The organism is Flavobacterium sp., from assembly GCF_029945805.1.
In the GTDB taxonomy this organism is placed as follows: domain Bacteria; phylum Bacteroidota; class Bacteroidia; order Flavobacteriales; family Flavobacteriaceae; genus Flavobacterium.
Window position 1 is genome coordinate 111,657 of sequence record NZ_JAQSDH010000033.1, and the last position, 17,077, is coordinate 128,733.

Consider the following 17,077-nt stretch of genomic DNA (forward strand, 5'->3'; position numbering starts at 1 on the left):
ATTTTATTACATCCATTTTAATATTTTTTTTATTAAAGTTAATTTCTCTTTGTATGGTGCATAGCGCAAAGGAATATCAAGCCAAGTTGCTCTTTTTACTATGGCTTTTTGATGCGAAAAAGTATCAAAACTACGTTTGCCATGATACGCGCCAATTCCGCTGTTGCCCACGCCTCCAAAAGGTAATCTACTATTGGCAAAATGTATTACGGTATCATTGATACAGCCGCCTCCGAACGAATAATTCTGAATTATTTTTTTTGCAAATGATTTATTCTCAGTGAATACAAATAAAGACAGTGGTTTGTTATAGTTCAAAATAATATGTTGTAAATCGACTGCGTCTGTATATGATAGAATTGGTAGAATTGGTCCAAAAATTTCATCTTTCATGACCAAACTATCTAGTTTGGATTCGTCGAGCAAAGTTGGAGCAATGTAGCACTCTTTACTATTGGTTTGTCCGCCTACAAGTATCGTTTCATTGTCTAACATGGCGGAAAGTCTTTTCCAATTTTTTTCATTGATAATTCTAGGAAAATCAGCAGAACTTTCTGGATTCTCACCATAAGCATTGGTGATTTCTATTTTTAATAATTCGATAAAAGCTGCTTTTATTTTATTGGAAACCAATAAATAATCGGGTGCGATACAAGTTTGGCCGGCATTCAGAAATTTACCCCAAACGATTCTTTTGGCGGCTACTTTAAGATTAGCAGTTTCATCAATAATACATGGGTTTTTACCGCCAAGCTCTAAGGTTACGGGTGTTAGATTTTCTGCAGCGGCTTTGGCAACTATTTTTCCAATGGCAACACTTCCCGTAAAGAAGATGTAATCCCAGCGTTCGGCTAGTAATTTTTCAGCTACAGTATGGTCGCCTTCCACACATTCAACATGTTTTTTCTCAAACGATTCCTTTATTATTTTAGCAATAATTTTTGAGGTATTCGGTGTAAGTTCAGAAGGTTTTACTACAACCTGATTTCCTGCTGCAACAGCTGCGATTAAAGGGGCAAAAGCCAATTGATACGGATAATTCCATGGGGCAATAATGAGTACTCTTCCGTAAGGCTCTTTGTAGATATAATCCGTTGAAGGAAAATTTAAAAGAGAAGGCAAGACCCTAGTTGGTTTTGCCCATTTGTCTATACTGTTAATTGTTGAATTAAGTTCAGATACAATATAATTGGTTTCTGTTGCTATTGCTTCAAATTCCGACTTTTTGAAATCATCGTAAAGCGCTGTAATGATTTCTTGTTCATACGACTGAACGCAATTCAATAACTTTATTAAAGATTGCTTTCTATATGAGACATCGCTTTTAAAAATCATAACTAGGCTAAATTGGTTCAGCAAGTTACATTTTTAACATCTAAAATTCAAATTTATTATTTTACAAAAATGCAATACGGTATCCTGTATAAAAATCTGCTGATTTGCCATCTGCCAAAGAAGTAATAATAGAACTTGAACCTAGATAGAATCCAGCTAATCTAAAACCAAAGCCCACATTAGTTCCTGAAATGTCATCATTTGAAATTGGAATATAAGCTTCAAAAAAGCCTAAGTTTACTCTTGGTGTTATGCTTAAAATATTAGGAACAGTGATCTGCGCATTTCCATCATCATCGTTTAATTTTCTTTGCATATACGCCGTTACATAAAACTTTGGAACAATTTTAAAATCCGCGTAAGCAGTAAGTGACGTTGGCAATTTCACCTTAAATTTTCTTTCTGAAGGCAATTCCGTTAAGTAACCTTGATCTCTTAAAATTTGTTCCACTTCGCTAAGGTTATCTACATTTTGAAATACACCTAAGTCTAATCCTTGCGGATTTTGCAGATTGGGTTGGATGTTCAACGTATAATTTGAAGAAGCATTATTGTTATCTTTATAAGTCATGCTTCCGATATTTCTTACTGATAATCCAAAGTTAAGTTTATATCCGCTTTCATTTTTTAACCGATAATTAAAACCAACATCACCTGAAAAACCGTTTAAACCCCCAAAAATAGAGTTGCTGTAATCACTAAAGTTAGAAAAACTTTCAGCCAAATTTCCTGAATAAGCTACATTCAAAGTTGCGGGAGAATTTGTGGTAAGGTAAGCTCCAGTTGCGTTTTGAGTGATTGTTCCGTTAAGATTGCTAAGTCCAAAATTTGAATAGGAGCCAGGGAACAAAAGTTTTAAAGTGGTACCCACACTAATCTGATGTTTTTCGGTTTGATAAATAATTCGAGACGCTGATAACCCCACCTCTCCGTACGAAGTTCCGCTTAATCGTTGATTATTTGGATTGTTTAAGAGTGTCGTGTTTAAAATTAAATTATTGTTGGTGATCGCATTCCCAATTGTTGGATCAATATCAACCATGTCAAATTTTGCGTGTGCGGCTGTCGTTATGCCAAAGCCCCATTTCTTCCACTTAGTAGCAAAACTTGGTCCGATTATGGTTCCGTCAAAACGCGCATTTACTGGTTCATTTCCTGAAAATAGTAATTCTTCAAGATTGTCTGAACCCAAATCACTAATTCCAATTTTATTATTGGACGCATTTAAACTTATTCCAACAAGATTAATTTCAAACTTTTTAGAAAGATTGGAAAATTCAGCAGGGTTAATGATACCATTTAAAATCCCCACACGATTTGAAGTACTGATTCCAGAGAATTGGTCCTGTGCAAAAGCAGTAACACCAAGTAGTAAACCTACAGATAAAATGATTTTGTTCATAGAAGCTATTTTTTATTAGGTTGTAAAGAAGTAAAAATACAATTTTTATTATTAAATAGAATTCCAAATAGCATCTTTTGGCGTCGATGCAGCGATTGCAATGCTTTCTTTGGAAACAGGATGAATAAAAACTAATTTTCTGGCATGCAAATGAATTCCACCATCAGGATTACTGCGGTCAAATCCGTATTTTAAATCACCTTTTATCGGACAGCCAATTGCTGTCAACTGCGCCCTGATTTGATGATGCCTTCCAGTATGCAGATTGATTTCGAGCACAAAATAATTGTCTAGCTTTTTTATGATTTTATAATCTAAACTGGCTTTTTTGCTTTCTGGAACTTCGTTTGTGTGTGCCTTAGAAGTATTATTCTTTTCGTTTCTTTTCAGAAAATGTATCAAATTATCTTCGTCTTTTGGCGGTTTGTTTTTTACAACTGCCCAATAGGTTTTCTGGGTTTCTCTATTGCTGAACATTTCGTTCAAACGAGTTAACGCTTTAGATGTTCTGGCAAAAACTACGATTCCGCTTGTAGGTCTGTCCAATCTATGAACTACGCCTAGAAAAACTTCACCAGGTTTATTGTATTTATCTTTGATGTATTCTTTTACAACCTCAGATAACGGTTTGTCACCCGTTTTATCGCCCTGAACAATATCACCAACACGCTTGTTGACCACAACGATGTGATTGTCTTCGTGAAGAATTTGGAGGTTGTCTTTATTTGAGACTATCTTAGACATTTTAGATTGTTAGATTTTTAGATTAGAAAGGAATCGGGAAATCATTTTAATAATTTCATTCAATTCGATAATTGATTTCTCTAATTCATCATTTTTGATAAAACCCAAATCTAATGCAATTAAAAGTTGCGTTTCTATTTCGTAAGCAGAACCAACTGCAATTTCTAAAAATCTTGCGAAATCTTTATTTGAATTTCTTGAAGAACCTTCAGCTATATTTGAAGGAATAGAGACTGATGCTCTCCGTAGTTGGTTAGTTAAACCAAATTTTTCATCACTAGGAAACTTTGAAGTTATTGTATAAATCTGGGAACAAAATAATCTGCTCCTTTTCCAAATTTCTAGTTCTTTAAATTGATGCATGTATAAAATATAAATTTATCTAAGTTGTCTAATTAGTCTAAAAATCTATCAAGTCTAACTAATACTGTTCATTCGCATTCGGAAAATCTTTCGATTTCACATCCGCAACATAATTTCCAATCGCTTTTGTCATTTGCTCGTACAAATCTAAATAACGGCGCAAAAATCTAGGACTAAACTCGTTGTTCATGCCGAGCATGTCGTGAATTACCAAAACCTGTCCGTCAACACCGCCACCAGCCCCAATCCCAATTACAGGAATAGAGATTGTTTTAGCAACTTTCTCAGCTAAACTCGCTGGAATCTTTTCCAAAACCAAGGCAAAGCAACCTAATTTTTCTAATAATTTAGCATCTTCAATCAATTGTTCCGCTTCTGCATCTTCTTTAGCGCGTACGGTATAAGTTCCAAATTTGTATATAGATTGCGGTGTCAAACCTAAATGTCCCATAACGGGAATTCCGGCGTTCAAAATGCGTTTGATACTTTCTTTAATTTCACTTCCACCTTCTAATTTCACAGCATGACCGCCACTTTCTTTCATGATTCTAATGGCAGAACGCAAAGCTTCTTTAGGATCCGATTGGTAACTTCCGAAAGGCAAATCTACCACAACCAAAGCACGTTCAATAGCACGAACCACGCCTGAAGCATGATAAATCATTTGGTCTAAAGTTATAGGCAAAGTAGTTTCATGACCCGCCATAACATTACTTGCAGAATCACCAACTAAAATCACATCCACACCAGCAGAATCCACAATTTTAGCCATGGTATAATCGTATGCCGTAAGCATAGAAATTTTTTCGCCATTGGCTTTCATATCAAACAATGACTTAGTTGTAATCCTTTTATAATCTTTTTTTGCTGTAGACATATCCTTTAGTTTTGATGCGGTAAAAGTATAAAATCTATTTGTCTTAAATCAAAATTCAACAGAGTATGCTTAAATTATACTATTTTTGTGCCATCTTGATTAGGAGCGAAAGGTTCGGGCTTGGATTAAACCATATTCCTGCTTTAGTTTATCCTGAGCTTGTCGAAGTGTTCCAATATCTTTATCAAAGTAAAAAACTTTGATAAAGATGATTTCCACTGCAATCAGGGCTATCGAGTAAACCATAAAATTAGAATCACATCGAGAGCGATCGGGGTGAAAATCGAAACATACAAGTATGCCCAAAATTTTAATTATCGAAGACGAATTGTCAATCCGGAGAGTATTAATCAAAATACTTTCTGAAGAAAGCAGTGCCTATATTTTAGACGAGGCAGAAGACGGAAAAATAGGTTTTGAAAAAATCAAAAATGAAGATTATGATTTGGTTCTTTGCGACATCAAAATGCCAAAAATGAACGGCGAAGAATTGCTCGAAGCGGTTAAGAAAATCAAGCCCGAGATTCCGATGGTAATGCTTTCAGGTCACGGCGATTTAGAAACTGCCGTCAACACGATGCGTCTTGGAGCCTTTGATTACATCTCAAAGCCACCCGATTTGAATCGGTTACTGAATACTGTGCGGAATGCATTAGACAAAAAGCAACTGGTCGTTGAAAATAAAATACTAAAGAAAAAAGTTTCTCGAAACTACGAAATAATTGGCGAAAGCGAACCAATTCAACAAATCAATCTTATGATTGAGAAGGTTGCGTTGACCGATGCCAGAGTTTTAATAACGGGTCCCAATGGAACCGGAAAAGAATTGGTAGCCCATCAACTGCATGAAAAAAGCGAACGAGCTGCTGCACCCATGATTGAAGTCAATTGCGCTGCCATTCCATCCGAATTGATTGAAAGCGAATTATTCGGACACGTAAAAGGGGCGTTTACTTCTGCCATTAAAGATAGAGCTGGTAAATTTGAAGCTGCTGATGGCGGAACGATTTTTCTAGATGAAATTGGCGACATGAGTCTTTCGGCGCAAGCGAAAGTATTACGTGCATTGCAAGAAAGTTTAATTCAAAGAGTGGGTGCCGATAAAGACATCAAGATCAATGTTAGAGTTATCGCAGCAACCAATAAAGACTTAAAAAAAGAAATTGCAGAAGGTCGCTTTCGTGAAGATTTGTATCACCGATTAGCCGTAATTTTAATCAAAGTGCCTTCGTTGAACGACAGAAGAAGTGATATTCCATTGTTAATTACTCATTTTTCTACTAAAATTGCAGAAGAACAAGGAAATGTTGCAAAGGCTTTCTCGGATAAGGCAATCAAATTGCTACAAGAATACGATTGGACAGGAAATATCCGCGAACTTCGAAATGTGGTGGAACGTTTAATAATCCTTGGTGGAACCGAAATTTCAGAAACAGATGTGAACTTGTTTGCATCCAAATAAAATAGGGATAAGGGATAAGGCAAAAGTCTACTCCCTTTTCCCTTTTAACTTATCCCTTTACAATGAATTTAAAAAAAATAAACCTAAATCTCCAGAACGCACTAATTGAGCACGGTTTAACCGAAGCTAACGAAATGCAACAGCAAACGTTTTCAACAATTAAAAGCGGTGCCGATGCTGTCATACAATCGGGTCCTGGAACCGGAAAAACAACTACTATTGTTTTGAACGTCATTCAAAAATTAGAAAAAACTTTAGACGAAAGTACACGGGCCTTAATCATTGTAGAAACTAAGGAAAAAGTAATCGAAATGGAAGAATTGTTCCTGCAATATGGAACGTATACCGATTTGAGTATTCTAGGAGTTCACGAGAAAGGCGACATCGATTACGATAAAAATGTAGTTTCGATGGGATTGGATATTCTTATTGGAACACCCAACAAAATCAACGCCATGTTTGCTTCCGCCGGATTTAATAGCAATACCATAAAACTTTTAGTAGTTGATGATGCTGATGTTTTATTCAGAATCAGAATGGATGCCATTGTGCACCGTTTGTCAAACAGTATTGAAAAAACACAACGCTTGTTCTTTTGTTCCCAAATTACCGAAAGGGTAGAATCACTAGCCGATAAAATAATGATTGAACCCGTTTTTTTTGAAATGGATGGGGAAGACGAAGCGTAGTCAGAAGTCAGAATTTAGAAATCAGAAACCACTAAAAAATGTCATGCTGAGTTTGAAGAGGTGCCACAAATAAATCGTAAATTGTAATTCGTAAATCATAAATAAAAATGGGTCTAATTAAAATATTTTCAGGAGAAGAAATTCTAGCAGTAGGTTTAAAAGAAAGACTAGAAGAATCAAATATTAACGTTGTTATTAGAGACAATAATCAGGCAAATGTTTTGCCTAGTATTCAAACGGCAAAAGCGGTCGAATTGTTCATTCAAGAAGTTGATTTCGGTAAAGCCAATCCTATTATTGAAGAGTTTAGGTTGAGTATTTAACAATCAAAACGTCGGGATGCGAACAGTACAATTTGTTTTTAAATATCTTCTGTCTTTTTTTGGAATCATTTATCTTTTGTATGCGTCCTACGTTTATATCAATCAGGAAGAAATGATTTTCGTAGCATCCAAATTGCCTAAAGAATATAAATTTGACTTTAAACAAAATTTTGAAGAGCTTACTATTACTTCTTTCGATGATAAAAAACTTAACGGTTTATTGTTTAAAACACCAAATCCGAAAGGCTTGATTTTTTATTTGCACGGAAATGCAGGAGCTTTAGATTCCTGGGGAGAAATTGCCACTATTTACACTGATTTGGGTTATGATATTTTCATTCTAGATTACCGAGGCTACGGTAAAAGCGAAGGTGAAATCGACAATCAAGACCAATTTTATAAAGATATTTCATTTGCGTATAAGAATTTAGCGAAGCGATACAATCAAAATAAAATCATCATTATTGGTTATTCAATTGGAACTGGTGGGGCGACATATTTGGCATCAAATCAGAATCCGAAACAACTCATACTTCAGGCACCATATTATAATTTCTTAGAATTTTCAAGTTCTAGAGTGCCATTTTTTCCCAACTTTTTAAAGAAATTTACCTTTGAAACGAATAAGTATTTTGCAAAAGTTAAAGCCCCAATTTATGTTTTTCATGGCTCAGAAGATCGTTTGATTTCTTTTGATAATTCAGTTCGACTTAAAAAGCTATTCAAGCCAACCGATAGTTTATTTACATTGGAGCATCAAGGGCATACAGGAATTAATGATAACCCTGATTATCAAGAAAAACTCAAAGAAATTTTAAATCATTAGTGTAAACAATACAATAAGATGAGAGCATTCAGAATTCAAAATGACAATTTCGGAAATTCCTATTTTGAAGAAGGTAGTTTGCCAGAATACTTCAGTATGGATTGCGAACGTTTTATCATTCAGACTAAGGTAGAAGAGTATCAAAAACACCAACATGTGGCACCTCGCTATCAATATGTGGTAACTTTAAAAGGCAAACTCCGATTTACAACGTCTGACGGGAAACAATTTGTTTTAGAACCAGGAATTATTTTAATCGCTGAAGACATTCACGGTGAAGGACATTCTTGGGAATTAATTGAAGGTGACGAATGGCATAGGGTTGATATCATTCCCAATCGAAATGCCGAGGATCATTTTAGTGTCGATTAATTTCTAAAAATCTTCAACTGACTAACCAAAATCGTAATAAAGAGTCCGAAAACCCCAATAATAGCGAAAGAATATTTTAAACTTGTCAATTCCGCAATGAATCCAATTAACGGCGGGCCCATTAAAAATCCAAGGAAACTGATACTGGATACAATGGTCAACGCAATACTGGTTGGTACTTTTTCATTCTTTCCAGCAACACTGATTATTATCGGAACCACATTTGAAACCCCAAAACCAACCATCATAAAGGCAATCGTACACGGAATCAAATAAGGAAACAAAACGGCGGTATACAATCCGCAGGAAATTATAATTCCACTTGTCATAAGTACTTTTCGAGCACCGTATTTTCTAACTAAAATGTCACTCAAAAATCGACCACAAGCCATACTAATCATAAAAGTAGTGTAGCCTAAAACGACTAATGCTCCGGGTGCTTTAATGATGTCTTTAAAATAAACACCACTCCAGTCAAACATTACTCCTTCACTTGCCATTCCGCAAAAGCACACAACACCTAACCAAATCAAAGTCATATCCGGATTTTTGATAAAGGAGTAGTTGGATTGTTCGCCCTTTTTCTTGACTTTGGCTTTAATAATGAATTTGTAGTTGAATAAAACAATTAATAATGTAAAAACAAAAGCCACCCAAAAGTGTTGGTATGGCGTTAGCTCTATGGCTAGCATAAATAAACTCGTCACAGCACCAAAAAAACCGGCCAAACTCCAAGAGCCATGAAACGAACCCATTATGGGCTTTTCAAAAAGCTGTTGGGTATAAACACCTTGAGTATTGACTGCGATATTGCAAAAATTTCCAAAAAAACCAAAAAGAAATAACCCTAAAGCCAATTGCCACTTTACGGTTGCTAATCCTAATAAAGTCAGACAAAAAGCATATACCGGTAAAGCCATGATTACAATATTCCGGCTTCCGTACTTGGCAACAATTCTACCTGAAAAAGGCATTCCAATAAGCTGACCAACGGGTAAAGCGAATAAAAGTGTTCCGAGTCCGGCTTCGCTTAATTGTAGCATCGATTTGATGTCGGGAATCCGGCTTGCCCAAGTAGCAAAACAGAATCCCATCCCAAAAAAGAATAGAGAAGTAGCTAATCGTACTCTGTTTAAATACGATTGTTTTGCATTCCGATAGCTTTTTTTGATCTTGGCTTTGGGTAAAATTTTCTCTAAAAAACTGTAGTCTATTAATGGCATATTTTCTTTTATTCTGATTGAATGCTTAAAATTAACCAAATCCTGTCGCATAGAAAAGGATAAAATGAAGTTGTTCATCTTATTGATTCATTACAACGTTATTGTTGTCAAATTGCAATTAAAATTAATAAGAAAAGACTCGTTTACAAAATCATTTTCAAATTTTCAAATTGTCTCATTTCTAAATTACACTATCTTTGCCGCTTCAAAAAATCTAAGTAGTCTAATTAATCTAAGAAGTCTAACAATCTAAATGATAACAGTTAACGACATAGCCGTAGAATTTGGCGGTACAACTCTTTTTAGCGAAGTAACTTTCGCCATCAATGAAAATGATAAAATTGCCTTAATGGGCAAAAACGGTGCGGGTAAATCAACTTTACTTAAAATTGTCGCCGGAGAAAGTAAACCTTCACGCGGATCAATTTCTGCACCAAAAGAAGCTGTGATAGCCTATTTACCGCAACATTTATTGGCTGCCGATAATTGTACAGTGATGGAAGAAGCATCCAAAGCATTTGCCGAAGTCTTCAAAATGAAAGATGAAATTGATGGTATTAATGAGCAGTTAACTATTCGTACCGATTACGAAAGTGACGCCTACATGAAACTCATTGAACGCGTTTCTGAATTGAGTGAAAAGTTTTATTCTATTGAAGAAGTGAACTACGAAGCCGAAATTGAAAAGGTTTTGAAAGGTTTAGGATTTGAAAGAGAAGATTTCAATCGTCCCACATCTGAGTTTTCTGGTGGATGGAGAATGCGTATCGAATTGGCTAAAATTCTATTAAAACAACCCGATTTGATTTTATTGGATGAGCCTACGAATCACTTGGATATGGATAGTATCCAATGGTTGGAAGATTTCTTGATCAATCAGGCGAAAGCCGTAATGGTCATTTCTCACGATAGAGCCTTCGTTGATAATATCACCAACAGAACCATCGAAGTTACCATGGGAAGAATCTACGATTACAAAGCCAAGTATTCTCATTATTTAGAATTGCGTAAAGACAGAAGGGTGCACCAACAAAAAGCGTACGACGAACAACAACGATTTATTGCCGACAATCAGACTTTCATTGATCGATTTAGAGGTACATTTTCTAAAACCGATGCAGTACAATCGCGCGTTCGAATGTTAGAAAAAATTGTACCCATTGAAGTGGATGAAATCGATAATTCGGCTTTGAAATTAAAGTTTCCACCATCCATTCGTTCCGGACAATATCCGGTAATTGTTCGCGATTTGGAAAAATCATATGGAGAACATCTTATTTTTAAAGATGCCAATATGGTCATTGAACGCGGTCAGAAAGTAGCTTTCGTCGGAAAAAATGGTGAAGGAAAATCGACGATGATTAAAGCCATCATGAAGGAAATTGAAATCAACAGCGGAAACGTTGAGGTGGGGCACAATTCACAAATTGGTTATTTTGCCCAGAATCAAGCTTCTTTATTAGATGGAAATGCTACGATATTTGAAACCATAGATAATATTGCTGTTGGTGATGTTCGTACCCAAATCAAAAATATTCTAGGCGCTTTTATGTTTCATGGCGATGATGTTCAGAAGAAAGTGAAAGTGCTTTCGGGCGGAGAAAAAACGCGTTTGGCCATGATTAAATTGTTGTTGGAACCCGTTAATCTATTAATTCTGGATGAGCCTTCGAATCACTTAGACATGAAAACTAAAGATATCATTAAAGAAGCGTTGAAAGATTTTGATGGAACTTTAATTTTAGTTTCTCATGATCGTGATTTCCTTGACGGTTTGGCCGAAAAAGTCTTTGAATTTGGAAATAAACGTGTAAAAGAACATTTTGAAGACATTAAAGGGTTTTTGGCACATAAAAAAATGTTAAGCTTAAAAGAGATCGAGAAATAAACAACTATATTTCCAAAGTTATGGCAGCATAGCCTCAAAAAATAAAGTTATGAGTACGAGCAAAATTTCTAGATTTGAACTTCATCACGTAGCTGATTTTTTACCCTATCCATTTATAATAGCAGAAGTGATTGACGGTGTTCATTATAACACTTTTTTAAATGAAAAATTCAAAATGGAAATCGGATATACGTTAGAAGAAATTCCAACCATTCAAACGTGGTACGATAAGGCTTATCCAGAGGCAACTTACAGAGATAAAGTAATTAAAAGTTGGGATCAGGAACAGATTAATTCGAATCAGGAAGGAAAACTTTTCGTGAGGGGTAAATCACTAATCACCTGCAAGAATGGAATGAAAAAATGGTATCAAATAAAGGCTTCTGTACTTGATAAAATTCATGTGGTTTCGTTTGTTAATCTGGATAAAGAAATTACACTTCAAGAGAAGCTAAAAAGTATAAACAGTAATAACGACCGAATGTTATCGGTATTAGGTCACGATCTTAGAGCTCCACTAATTAATCTTAGAGAGATATCCTCTATGGCTTTAGATTATGATTTATCTCGAGAAGAATTTACTGGTTTTATTGAAAAAATCAACAATCAAACGGCGCACGTTTTAGACATGTTGGATACTACGTTAAACTGGTCCAGAGCCAATTTTAATGCAATTACCGTAAGCAAAGTTACTATTGATATCGAACAAACCATTAATGATATTTTGAAAGTTTGTAAAAATGATTATGAAGCAAAAAATATTGCTATAACTGCTTCATTTGATACAAAAACATTGAATTCTGATTTGGAGATTGTTACAATCATTGCTCGGAATATGATTACCAACGCCATTAAATTCACTCCTGACAACGGAGAAATAAAGATCACATTTTCGGATAATCTTTTAACCGTTTCAGATAATGGAATAGGAATGTCGGAAAACATGATTCAATCTATTTTTAAGCGTCAATATGTTTCGAAACGCGGTACCAATAATGAAATTGGTATGGGAATCGGAATGCAATTGATGCAGAATCTGTGCGAAAAAATCAATGCCCAAATTAAAATTGAAAGTCAGTCTAAAAAAGGAACGTCAATAAGTTTACATTTTTAGTAAAAAAATAAAACCCTGTCCGTGTGCATCCAAACAGGGTTTCGTCATTTAAAAAAACACCCAACTTAACTATTTTTCTTTTTCAATTTAATTTACCGCTTCCATCAATCGTATGAATTCTGCTCTGTAGCCTTGGTCATCGAATTCCAAACCTTCTTTAGCTAATTTTTTAATATCTGATGAAGAGGTATTGGTTACAAATTTAGAATCTCTCAATTTCAATCCAAACCAAGCTACAGCGGAACTGAATTTTAAATCTCCGGAAGCATTGTTCATAGCTACTGATTTATCTTCAATCACTCGAATCATTTCGATGCTTTTATCACCATCTGGTTTTTTGTAACGAAATTTCACTGTTGCCAATTCGGCATTGAATTTGGTTTTCGTGGCTTCTGTTTTGGTGTATTTTAAATCGGTTGGTTCAGTATAAAATTTGCTTTTTATACCAGTTGGAATGATTTCGTATAATGCTGTAACGGTGTGTCCACTTCCTAATTCGCCAGCATCTATTGCATCATCTTTAAAATCTTCTGGATTCAATTTTCTGTTTTCATAACCAATTAGTCGATAGGATGCCACATGTAACGGATTGAATTCGATTTGAATCTTTACATCTTTTGCGATAGCAAACATCGAACCTTTGAATTCCTTACCCAAGAAACGATTCGCTTCCTGAATGTTATCGATATAAGCGTAGTTACCATTTCCTTTATCGGCTAAGGTTTCCATTTTGCTGTCTTTGTAATTTCCCATTCCGTAACCCAAACACGTTAAGAATACCCCCGATTTTCTTTTAGCCTCAATCAAAGTTTGCATAGCACTATCAGAAGAAGCCCCTACGTTAAAATCGCCATCGGTTGCCAAAATTACACGATTGTTTCCGTCTTTGATAAAATTATCCATTGCAATTTTGTAAGCCAATTCAATTCCGGCGCCACCCGCTGTACTTCCACCAGATTGTAGTTTGTCTAAAGCATCAATAATCGTTTGTTTCTGATTTCCTGCTGTTGAAGGTAAAACCAATCCCGCTGCACCAGCATAAACCACAATTGAAATTTTATCCTCATCACGCAATTGGTTTAGTAGTACTTTCAACGATTCTTTGACTAAGGGCAATTTGTTCATAGCACTCATAGAGCCCGAAACATCTATAAGGAAAACCAAATTTGAAGCGGGTAAATTATCGGTTGGAATGATTTTTCCCTGCAAACCAATGCGAACTAATTTGGTATTCCGATTCCATGGACAATCGCTATATTCTGTGGTAATAGAAAACGGATTGCCTTCTGTTGGTTGTGGATATTGGTATTTGAAAAAGTTCACCATTTCTTCCACCCGAACAGCCTCTTTTGGAACCTTTTGTCCCGAGTTGATAAAACGTCTAATGTTGGTGTAAGAAGCATTGTCAACATCGATAGAAAAAGTAGAAAGTGGTGCAGTTTTCGGACTTTCAAATACATTTTCAACCAGGGTTCCGTAATCTTCATCATTGGAATTGTAGATTCCAGAATTAATAGCATCTTTTTTAATGGTTTCTTTCGGTTTCAGATAACCTACTGCATCTGCGTTAATCGAACTGTAGCCACGAATAACAACGTTTGCTTGGCCAGGCATACCAGAACCTAAAGCAATACTGGTACCTTTTAATTGACCTTGTAACGACTGTTGAAGGATAGCGTTAGGTCTATTAACTATTGATTGTGAACTCACCGTTTGAGCTGCGCCAAGCTGTCTTGATTTTGATTCGGTTTTTCCGTACCCATTAACAACAACTTCAGACAGTGTTGCCCCGTTGTCTTGTAGTACTACATTTATTACAGATGAATTCCCTACTGCTACGCTAGACGTATTCATTGCAATAAAGCTGAAGATTAAAACTTCTCCTTGAGACGCTTTGATGGTGTACTTTCCATCAAAATCGGATTGGGTACCACGTGCGGTTCCTTTGACAACTATATTGGCACCTGGCAAAGGCCCTGATTTATCTGAAACTACTCCAGTAATGGTTTTTTCTTGTGCAAATGATACGACACAAATGAACATAGCAAGGGCTAATGAAATACGTTTTACATTTTTCATGACTTTAAAATTTAAGGGTTGGACGATGTTATTTTGCTTTCTTTGAAGCTACGGGTTTCCCGTTTTTGGTGGTGATAATCACGACACCTTTTTTTCCTTTTTCACCATAGATTTCGATAGCTTTTTCATCCTGCAGAATGGAAATGGTTTCGATTTCTTGTTTTTTAAGTGGCGAATACGGACTTGTTGGATTTGGGCCAAAAACTTCCTGTTCGGTATATTCTACTCCATTAATGATGTAGAGTGGTTCATTCAAGACAACTAATGATTCATCATCATTAAATTGAATGTCTTGTATTTTTGTTTTTTCAACTTTATTGTCAATCACAACAAGTGGTTCGTCTTTATGAACTAATGATGCCTTTCTGTTTTTCTGTAGCATCATTTCTATATCTGCTTGTTTAGATTCCGCTACTGAAGTTTCTTTGATGGCACTGGCACTAGGTGAAGGAGCATTAAAGTAACCTGATGGAGAAGACGGAATTTCGTTAACAGCATCAGCTTTGTTCTCTGGTTTGATATCTGTTTCCAGAGCAACTTGACGTTCTGGTTTTAATTGCTTTTGCAGAATTTCAGCCGCATCTACCTTAATTTCTGGAATTATTGGATCACTTGTAACTATAATTTCTTTTTTTGGAATTGATGTTTTAGTTGAATCTATGTTTACAACAACGCCATTTACTTTAGGTTGTTCCTGTTTAAGAAAATGATAACCTAAGGTTCCGAATAATAACAGACAAGCTGCAACTGCAATTTTCTTCCAAAGCAAGATTGATTTTTTATTTTCGGTAGTATCCAATTTTTCTTCAACGCGCTGCCAGACTTTATCCATTGCCGCAAACTCCTTGGTTTCAGCATTTTTAGCTGCCGATTTGAATTGGTCAAATATTTTATCTTCTTTCTTCATCACTATTTTGCATTTTGATAATAAAATTTAGCAATCAGTTCTTTTAATTTGGTTTTTGCCGCATTCAACTGCGATTTGGATGTTCCTTCTGAAATCGTCAGCATTTGTGCAATTTCTTTGTGTCCATAACCTTCAATAACAAATAAATTGAAAATGGTTTTACAACCTTCTGGAATCAAATTCAATAAGTTTAATAAATCTTCTTCTTCCAACTGAGTATCTGCAGCAACTTCTGGCTGTAAATAAAACGGAGTATCTTCTAGATACAAATTGAAATTTACATTGCGTTTCAAATGCTGTAAACAATGATTCACCGTAATCTTTCGCGACCAAGCTTCAAATGCGCCAAATTCCTTTAGCTGATTAATTTTACTGAATATCGTGCAAAATGCATCTGCCAATACTTCTTCAATTTCTTCTTCCTTTTTCAAATACCTTTTGCAGGTGCGGTATAATTTTGGAGACAGGTGATCATATACTTGTCGCTGCGATTCCCGCTGCATTTTTTTGCATCCTAGTATTTGATTTTCGTTAATCACAAATTGGCTTTTTTATATAGAGAACAATTTTTGTAAAAAGGTTGGAAAGAATATTAATTTTTTTTAAAGTTTTTATCTAAACCCTTATCCCTTATCCCTTTTGCCTAGTCACTAATTTATAAATATTCGACTCTAATTTTTCAGTATCATTATCTTCACACAATAAAAACTCGATTTCTGTTGCTGATTTTTTGAATAATGTCAATCCTTCAAACTTATGTTTGTTCGTTATCTGAATCCAATCTATGAGTTTCATGGTTTTCAAATCAATGCTTCCAATGCTACTTCCTAATACTTCGCCGTCTAAATACGTTGAGGTTGTGTCTTCGGCTGTAGCCAAAAAGTAAATGGTTTCTCCAATTAGAATCGCATCCGTAAAGGTTGTCGCGACGTTTCTAATTTTAGGTAAGTCAAACGGAATGAATTCAAATTTTGCAGTCTCGGCACTATCATATGCATAAATAATTCCGTTTTTCCCAATTTTTCCGTTACCACGCTGGAAGATGTAAAGTGACTCGCCATTTAATATTACTCCTTCAATATTCAGTTCATCATCTGCAATAGTGTATTCCCTTTTAATCTTTGAATAGAGATCGGTACTATCTTTTGCTATGACTTGCCCTGATTTTGGTTTGTATTTAAAAAGTCGATTTCTACTTTCTGTTGAACCCGAACCAAATAAATAGAGATTTTTTCCTTTTAGCGCAATCGCTTCTAAGTCCGGTTTATCTTTCTTGGCGATGTTTTCCTGCGGATTATCGACCAACGCAATTTTGTTCAGTTTTGCATCCGAAAGCTGATATTCATACAAATAACTGCTGCTATCAGAAATGATATAAAGTTTGTCGTCAAGATAAACTAATCCTGATGCAGAACCAATTCCGATGATCTTAAACAGTAGCGAAAGTTGAAATTTTTCCATAAGTTTACAAAT

The 17,077-nt window shown here is 35.4% G+C and carries 17 protein-coding genes; 7 read left to right on the plus strand and 10 right to left on the minus strand.

All coding sequences use genetic code 11. The features are described 5' to 3' along the window. Positions 1-6: 6 nt before the first annotated feature. From PSU83_RS07840 to panB, 5 genes are all read right to left on the minus strand, one after another. Positions 7-1,335, minus strand: coding sequence for an aldehyde dehydrogenase (locus PSU83_RS07840; RefSeq protein ID WP_300588594.1), 1,329 nt, complete (start codon positions 1,333-1,335; stop codon positions 7-9). Between the two features lie 61 nt (positions 1,336-1,396). Beyond that, positions 1,397-2,737, minus strand: coding sequence for a hypothetical protein (locus PSU83_RS07845; RefSeq protein ID WP_300588596.1), 1,341 nt, complete (start codon positions 2,735-2,737; stop codon positions 1,397-1,399). Positions 2,738-2,788: 51 nt separating this feature from the next. Beyond that, positions 2,789-3,481 carry an RNA pseudouridine synthase gene (locus tag PSU83_RS07850; protein ID WP_300588598.1) on the minus strand — a complete coding sequence of 231 codons (693 nt, stop codon included), beginning with the start codon at positions 3,479-3,481 and terminating at the stop codon, positions 2,789-2,791. Positions 3,482-3,490: 9 nt separating this feature from the next. After that, the gene (locus PSU83_RS07855) at positions 3,491-3,844 is read right to left on the minus strand and encodes a four helix bundle protein (RefSeq protein ID WP_300588600.1); all 354 of its coding nucleotides are present in this window, start codon (positions 3,842-3,844) and stop codon (positions 3,491-3,493) included. A 58-nt stretch (positions 3,845-3,902) separates the two neighbouring features. Further along, positions 3,903-4,721 carry a 3-methyl-2-oxobutanoate hydroxymethyltransferase gene (gene panB, locus PSU83_RS07860; protein ID WP_300588602.1) on the minus strand — a complete coding sequence of 273 codons (819 nt, stop codon included), beginning with the start codon at positions 4,719-4,721 and terminating at the stop codon, positions 3,903-3,905. 298 nt (positions 4,722-5,019) lie between these two features. On the opposite strand from panB, the gene PSU83_RS07865 reads away from it, so the two are divergent. The 5 genes from PSU83_RS07865 (at position 5,020) to PSU83_RS07885 (ending at position 8,393) form a co-directional block, all read left to right on the plus strand. Next, a complete protein-coding gene (locus PSU83_RS07865; RefSeq protein WP_300588604.1) occupies positions 5,020-6,183 on the plus strand; it encodes a sigma-54 dependent transcriptional regulator in 1,164 nt (387 codons plus the stop codon). Between the two features lie 62 nt (positions 6,184-6,245). After that, positions 6,246-6,872 carry a DEAD/DEAH box helicase gene (locus PSU83_RS07870; RefSeq protein WP_300588606.1) on the plus strand — a complete coding sequence of 209 codons (627 nt, stop codon included), beginning with the start codon at positions 6,246-6,248 and terminating at the stop codon, positions 6,870-6,872. Between the two features lie 107 nt (positions 6,873-6,979). Continuing rightward, entirely contained in the window at positions 6,980-7,195 is a 216-nt protein-coding gene (locus PSU83_RS07875; protein ID WP_300588608.1) for a DUF2007 domain-containing protein, read from the plus strand. 16 nt (positions 7,196-7,211) lie between these two features. Next, entirely contained in the window at positions 7,212-8,021 is an 810-nt protein-coding gene (locus PSU83_RS07880; protein ID WP_300588610.1) for an alpha/beta fold hydrolase, read from the plus strand. Positions 8,022-8,039: 18 nt separating this feature from the next. Then, complete coding sequence (locus PSU83_RS07885; RefSeq protein ID WP_300588612.1) at positions 8,040-8,393, plus strand: hypothetical protein; 354 nt, start codon at positions 8,040-8,042, stop codon at positions 8,391-8,393. Here PSU83_RS07885 and PSU83_RS07890 read toward each other — a convergent pair. After that, on the minus strand, positions 8,390-9,616 hold the full coding sequence (locus PSU83_RS07890; RefSeq protein WP_300588614.1) for an MFS transporter: 1,227 nt from the start codon (positions 9,614-9,616) through the stop codon (positions 8,390-8,392). The two genes, PSU83_RS07885 and PSU83_RS07890, sit on opposite strands and share 4 nt — an antisense overlap. 253 nt (positions 9,617-9,869) lie before the next feature. Here PSU83_RS07890 and PSU83_RS07895 point away from each other — a divergent pair, with 253 nt between their 5' ends. Continuing rightward, positions 9,870-11,504, plus strand: coding sequence for an ABC-F family ATP-binding cassette domain-containing protein (locus PSU83_RS07895; protein ID WP_300588616.1), 1,635 nt, complete (start codon positions 9,870-9,872; stop codon positions 11,502-11,504). Positions 11,505-11,553: 49 nt separating this feature from the next. Then, positions 11,554-12,618 (plus strand): HAMP domain-containing sensor histidine kinase, encoded by a 1,065-nt coding sequence (locus PSU83_RS07900; RefSeq protein ID WP_300588618.1) that lies wholly within the window; start codon positions 11,554-11,556, stop codon positions 12,616-12,618. An 87-nt stretch (positions 12,619-12,705) separates the two neighbouring features. Here PSU83_RS07900 and PSU83_RS07905 read toward each other — a convergent pair whose 3' ends face one another. The 4 genes from PSU83_RS07905 to PSU83_RS07920 all read right to left on the minus strand — a co-directional run bounded on the left by PSU83_RS07905 (position 12,706) and on the right by PSU83_RS07920 (position 17,065). Then, positions 12,706-14,697 carry a von Willebrand factor type A domain-containing protein gene (locus PSU83_RS07905; RefSeq protein ID WP_300588620.1) on the minus strand — a complete coding sequence of 664 codons (1,992 nt, stop codon included), beginning with the start codon at positions 14,695-14,697 and terminating at the stop codon, positions 12,706-12,708. A 28-nt stretch (positions 14,698-14,725) separates the two neighbouring features. Continuing rightward, entirely contained in the window at positions 14,726-15,604 is an 879-nt protein-coding gene (locus PSU83_RS07910) for a hypothetical protein (RefSeq protein WP_300588622.1), read from the minus strand. A gap of 2 nt (positions 15,605-15,606) precedes the next feature. Beyond that, positions 15,607-16,107: a sigma-70 family RNA polymerase sigma factor gene (locus PSU83_RS07915; RefSeq protein WP_300588796.1), complete on the minus strand. Its 501-nt coding sequence runs from the start codon at positions 16,105-16,107 to the stop codon at positions 15,607-15,609. 127 nt (positions 16,108-16,234) lie between these two features. Then, the gene (locus tag PSU83_RS07920; RefSeq protein WP_300588623.1) at positions 16,235-17,065 is read right to left on the minus strand and encodes an esterase-like activity of phytase family protein; all 831 of its coding nucleotides are present in this window, start codon (positions 17,063-17,065) and stop codon (positions 16,235-16,237) included. Positions 17,066-17,077: the final 12 nt, after the last annotated feature.

Bases quoted from the DNA above. Each gene is read 5' to 3' on its own strand.
- PSU83_RS07840 (WP_300588594.1), bottom strand. From the start codon at position 1,335: ATGATTTTTAAAAGCGATGTCTCATATAGAAAGCAATCTTTAATAAAG.
- PSU83_RS07845 (WP_300588596.1), bottom strand. From the start codon at position 2,737: ATGAACAAAATCATTTTATCTGTAGGTTTACTACTTGGTGTTACTGCT.
- PSU83_RS07850 (WP_300588598.1), bottom strand. From the start codon at position 3,481: ATGTCTAAGATAGTCTCAAATAAAGACAACCTCCAAATTCTTCACGAA.
- PSU83_RS07855 (WP_300588600.1), bottom strand. From the start codon at position 3,844: ATGCATCAATTTAAAGAACTAGAAATTTGGAAAAGGAGCAGATTATTT.
- panB (WP_300588602.1), bottom strand. From the start codon at position 4,721: ATGTCTACAGCAAAAAAAGATTATAAAAGGATTACAACTAAGTCATTG.
- PSU83_RS07865 (WP_300588604.1), top strand. From the start codon at position 5,020: ATGCCCAAAATTTTAATTATCGAAGACGAATTGTCAATCCGGAGAGTA.
- PSU83_RS07870 (WP_300588606.1), top strand. From the start codon at position 6,246: ATGAATTTAAAAAAAATAAACCTAAATCTCCAGAACGCACTAATTGAG.
- PSU83_RS07875 (WP_300588608.1), top strand. From the start codon at position 6,980: ATGGGTCTAATTAAAATATTTTCAGGAGAAGAAATTCTAGCAGTAGGT.
- PSU83_RS07880 (WP_300588610.1), top strand. From the start codon at position 7,212: ATGCGAACAGTACAATTTGTTTTTAAATATCTTCTGTCTTTTTTTGGA.
- PSU83_RS07885 (WP_300588612.1), top strand. From the start codon at position 8,040: ATGAGAGCATTCAGAATTCAAAATGACAATTTCGGAAATTCCTATTTT.
- PSU83_RS07890 (WP_300588614.1), bottom strand. From the start codon at position 9,616: ATGCCATTAATAGACTACAGTTTTTTAGAGAAAATTTTACCCAAAGCC.
- PSU83_RS07895 (WP_300588616.1), top strand. From the start codon at position 9,870: ATGATAACAGTTAACGACATAGCCGTAGAATTTGGCGGTACAACTCTT.
- PSU83_RS07900 (WP_300588618.1), top strand. From the start codon at position 11,554: ATGAGTACGAGCAAAATTTCTAGATTTGAACTTCATCACGTAGCTGAT.
- PSU83_RS07905 (WP_300588620.1), bottom strand. From the start codon at position 14,697: ATGAAAAATGTAAAACGTATTTCATTAGCCCTTGCTATGTTCATTTGT.
- PSU83_RS07910 (WP_300588622.1), bottom strand. From the start codon at position 15,604: ATGAAGAAAGAAGATAAAATATTTGACCAATTCAAATCGGCAGCTAAA.
- PSU83_RS07915 (WP_300588796.1), bottom strand. From the start codon at position 16,107: ATGCAGCGGGAATCGCAGCGACAAGTATATGATCACCTGTCTCCAAAA.
- PSU83_RS07920 (WP_300588623.1), bottom strand. From the start codon at position 17,065: ATGGAAAAATTTCAACTTTCGCTACTGTTTAAGATCATCGGAATTGGT.